A 3,855-nucleotide genomic window follows, 5' to 3' on the forward strand; every position below is an offset into this window, starting at 1 on the left:
GTTTAAAGTAAATTTTTCCTTCAATTTGAGTGCAAGTTTCAACCTTGACTCCAGGCAAGTCTAATAAATAGTCTAAATGAAAGCTCATTACTTTAACTGTATTGGTTGATCTATTTTACACCATAAACTCAGGAGAGCCGACACAGCAGTGCTGTTTCCCTACCTATTGTGATGGGAATGTTGGTGGGTGATATCGTTTCCGGTTGGATGGGAATGATCAAGTCAAAGTCAATAATTCCACATTCCCCGACTCCCTACTCCTAACGGACCACTCCCCATCATGTATGAGTGCAACCAGAATTGATATGAGGCTGCAAAAAGTTCGATCGCGCGATCGACCCAACCTACAATTAAAATGGTCACGGTAAAGCTTACAAATAAATGGCATTAGAATTAATTCAGGCTGTCGAACAAGCAGATTCTTCCGAGGGCTTGTTAAACTCCGTCAAAGCACTGGCGGCAGCTTCCTCAAAACAAGCAATTCCTACCTTAATTACAGTGCTCGGTTACAACAACCCAGGCGCCGCTGTTGCCGCCGTTGATGGGCTGATTCAACTCGGAGAAGCTGCGGTGCTACCGCTTCTAGAACAGCTTGACGGCTACAATTACGGAGCGAGAGCTTGGGCTGTTCGGGCTTTGGCGGGAATTGGCGACCCCAGGGGTTTGGAGATTTTGCTCGATGCAGCGGCGAATGACTTTGCTTTGAGTGTGCGGCGGGCGGCGGCTAGGGGTTTGGGGACGATTTGCTGGGAACTTATGCCAGCAGAACAAATTGCCGATGCTCAACTTCGCGCGGTGAAAACGCTGCTGCAAGCGTCCCGAGACCCAGAATGGGTAGTTCGCTACGCAGCAGGGGGGGGTTTGCAAGCTTTGGCGGGTGCTGCGACTGTTAAACCGGATTGGTTCGCGGAAGTTTCGGCCAGGCTTGAGGAAATCGCCCAAACCGATGAAACTACTTCAGTTAGGGCCCGGGCTTTGCTTGCTAAGGAAAAATTGTCACTTGGCTAGGGTTTGGGCGATGGTCTCTTCCAAGTCCCCTTGACTGAGAGTGGTTAATATAAAGACTTCTTGTACGGTTTTGCCCTGTCTGGCGATGATTTTAAATCCCCCGCGGATGGGTACTGACACTCTTAATGTCATGCGGGGGATGTGTCCTTTAACTTTGTTGATGACGCCTGGAGTGACTGTTTGAATGCCCATTTTTAGGGTGAGGCGCTCTAAAATTGGTATCAAACCGGGAAGGTGGGTAGAGTGATTCCAAACTAGGCGGCCTTTGGGTTGTGCGTTCATAAATTTTTAACCAAATTCAACATACCCAGTCTAAGCCACCCCTGGGTGGAACCAATTTGAAATTCCCTCCACTTACGTCTCCATAACGTTACTGTGCGTGTCATTGCCAGCAAAACGACGCAATCTCAAACCGAGATTTTCGATTCCTGGCGGGCAAGCCGAGATTTGATGGCGCAGAATTGTCCTGTACTTTTTGATGTTGTGGGTTGCTAGCTGTCGGTTTTTCTAGTTGAGTGGCGATAGTCCCGAGCATTTCTGCGACGCTGCAAGGTTTCTGGAGATAGCCATCTGCTTTGAGTTCGAGAGCTTTTTGCATATCGGAGGCTGTCATAAAAATAAACGGAATGCTGGCGGTTGCAGGGTGCGATCGCAAAACCGCGAAAACTTGTAAACCGTTTTGTTCGGGCATCCTGACATCTGACAAAATTAAATCGGGAATTTGGGCGATCGCTAACTGGATACCAACTTGTCCGTTTTCGGCGCCGACGGCTTCAAAACCGCGGGATTCCAGAATTTCTAATACCATTTCTCGCATTAAGTTATTGTCTTCAATTACTAAGATTTTTGTCATTTTTTTGAGCTAGCTTTTTACTTGCTTGGTATTTATCTGTGATAATTATTGCAAGTAAGTTTTAAGATATTCAAGAGGGTTATTGCAAAAAACCACTTTTTACAGGCCCCTTTTTAGGAATCTTGTCCGATCCCACTACACACAAGATTTGATCTATCAGCCGCTTTACGTTTTGTACTAGCGCTCGAACTCGCTGGGCCCTACCGATCCTGGTGAATATCTAAAATCTTGGATTTAACAGTTTATTTAAGAGAGATTGCAGCCGCCTGACTCAAAAAGTTTCTATTTGAGTTGCGATCGCTCGAAACCTGTAATTAATAAATCCGCCTCGGGCCCAGCGCGAAACTAAAAACCTTGAAGTTCACAAATTTCGGGCGATCGCGTAAAATATAACTTGGGGTATCGGTATTAAGTGAGGAAAAGGATATGTCAGAATTTCTAGACTTTCTCAGACATCAGTTTGCCTACGTTGCCATTGGCGAATTTAAACCCGGAAAATTTAAAGAAGCAGAAGAACTTTTTGAAAAAGCCGTTGCAACTTATGCTAAAGGTTTTAAGGGAGCATACCTGCTGCAATTGCCCAATACAGACAAAGGTATTGCCATCATTTTTTGGGAAAGCGTAGAAGAGATGGCAGCCAATCAAAGCGAAGCTTATCAGGAAATATTAAAGCAGATGACGCCTTTGTTTGCGAAAATTCCCGACACTAATGTTTATGAAATCGTCAGTGAAATTCAGCCGAAATAGTGAATGATTAAAAATCCTGCAACCGACGCGTCATTCCCATTCCCATCGGCGTCTTCCGCCCGACTCCGCTGTAAAGCGCAAAATCTGCTAAAGTGTTAATTTGCTTGATAGTAGCAGGAGCTATATCTCCCATAATTCGGTAACTAATATGGCCGACGCAGCCAATAAATTTACTTCGAGAATCCGTACTAACTTCTGTTCGGATATCGAAAAAGCTGGGGAAAATAGCTTCTGTGAAAGTAGGTTCGATCGCAATCCTGCTGTACTTGTTCCAGCGATTCGCTAAACTGCCAAAAATACTCTCACGAGTGGGCATAGCACTATCGTATACACCTTGCCGAAAATTAGTAGGAGTGCAAAAACTAAAAGCAATTTGGCGCTCAGTTTCCGAAGCTCTATCGAACAATTCGGCGTAAGTACAAAAGTTGACCCACGGCTGGTTTGATTGCGGTTCGCTCAAAATATTAGTAATGTATATATTTGTTGGGCCCAGATGCCAAGGGATCTCGAAATTGAGTTGCTGCCAAAGTTGAGTTAGGCGATCGAACAAACCGTCATCCAGGAGAGAAATTCGCCACCAAATCGGCGTATTTTCCTGAATTGCTTGCTTGTAATCCCACTGTAGGGCCTGCGAAATTGTGCGGGAAGCAGGAGGCAAAACTCTCTTTTGTGGCTGTGGCGTGCTGCTTCTGTAAGCTTCTTTTCTGCTTACTTGGAAAGGGCTTAAAGTGAAAGCTTTTTCCTGAGATTGGTCGTGCAGGTACGCGCTCAAATCGCTGTCTACAGCACTCACAAGGTTCAAAAATAAAGCGTGGAGATGCCGTCCCGTTAAAAACTGAGATGGAATTGGTGCAACGGGCAGCAGGTTTAAAACAAGGCTGTGGGGCATTTTTAAATTCTATACTGTGTCTCTATATAGCCTTTCTCAGTAACATGAGGTGTTCTTGGGCATTGGGCATAGGGCATTGGGCATTGGGCATTGGAAGAGTACCTTACTTTTCTGAGAACCGCTATATAGCCTTTCTCAAAAAGGTGAGGTACGAATTTTGACCTGGAAAGCTTGACAATACAGGGTTTCTGTATACCTCATTTATCTGAGAATCGCTATATAACGTTAAAGAATGACCAATGAAAGAGACAACCCCTGCCGCGATGCCCCCCTGCTTCGATAGATGGTGTCAAAGATTTGACGATATTTTTGGTCATCTTGCCCAAAAACGAGAGTTTAGGAACTATTTAGGGGGATT

General features: G+C 45.1%; 6 protein-coding genes. 2 read left to right on the forward strand and 4 right to left on the reverse strand.

What is annotated here, in order from left to right; all coding sequences use genetic code 11:
• Positions 1-228: 228 nt before the first annotated feature.
• Positions 229-363, reverse strand: coding sequence for a hypothetical protein (locus ACUVJL_RS06115; protein WP_445245039.1), 135 nt, complete (start codon positions 361-363; stop codon positions 229-231).
• An 18-nt stretch (positions 364-381) separates the two neighbouring features.
• Here ACUVJL_RS06115 and ACUVJL_RS06120 point away from each other — a divergent pair, with 18 nt between their 5' ends.
• Complete coding sequence (locus tag ACUVJL_RS06120; protein WP_445245040.1) at positions 382-1,008, forward strand: HEAT repeat domain-containing protein; 627 nt, start codon at positions 382-384, stop codon at positions 1,006-1,008.
• Here ACUVJL_RS06120 and ACUVJL_RS06125 read toward each other — a convergent pair.
• On the reverse strand, positions 997-1,290 hold the full coding sequence (locus ACUVJL_RS06125; protein ID WP_015175787.1) for a DUF2103 domain-containing protein: 294 nt from the start codon (positions 1,288-1,290) through the stop codon (positions 997-999). The genes ACUVJL_RS06120 and ACUVJL_RS06125 overlap by 12 nt on opposite strands.
• Before the next feature lie 100 nt (positions 1,291-1,390).
• Positions 1,391-1,861, reverse strand: a complete 471-nt coding sequence (locus tag ACUVJL_RS06130) for a response regulator transcription factor (protein ID WP_445245041.1) — start codon at positions 1,859-1,861, stop codon at positions 1,391-1,393.
• 426 nt (positions 1,862-2,287) lie between these two features.
• Between ACUVJL_RS06130 and ACUVJL_RS06135 the strand changes: the two genes are divergently transcribed.
• The gene (locus tag ACUVJL_RS06135; protein ID WP_445245042.1) at positions 2,288-2,608 is read left to right on the forward strand and encodes an antibiotic biosynthesis monooxygenase; all 321 of its coding nucleotides are present in this window, start codon (positions 2,288-2,290) and stop codon (positions 2,606-2,608) included.
• 7 nt (positions 2,609-2,615) lie between these two features.
• Here the strand turns inward: ACUVJL_RS06135 and cas6 are convergent, their stop codons facing one another.
• A complete protein-coding gene (gene cas6, locus ACUVJL_RS06140) occupies positions 2,616-3,497 on the reverse strand; it encodes a CRISPR-associated endoribonuclease Cas6 (RefSeq protein ID WP_445245043.1) in 882 nt (293 codons plus the stop codon).
• Between the last annotated feature and the right edge of the window lie 358 nt (positions 3,498-3,855).

It is taken from the genome of Microcoleus sp. OTE_8_concoct_300, assembly GCF_031383065.1.
GTDB lineage: Bacteria > Cyanobacteriota > Cyanobacteriia > Cyanobacteriales > Microcoleaceae > Microcoleus.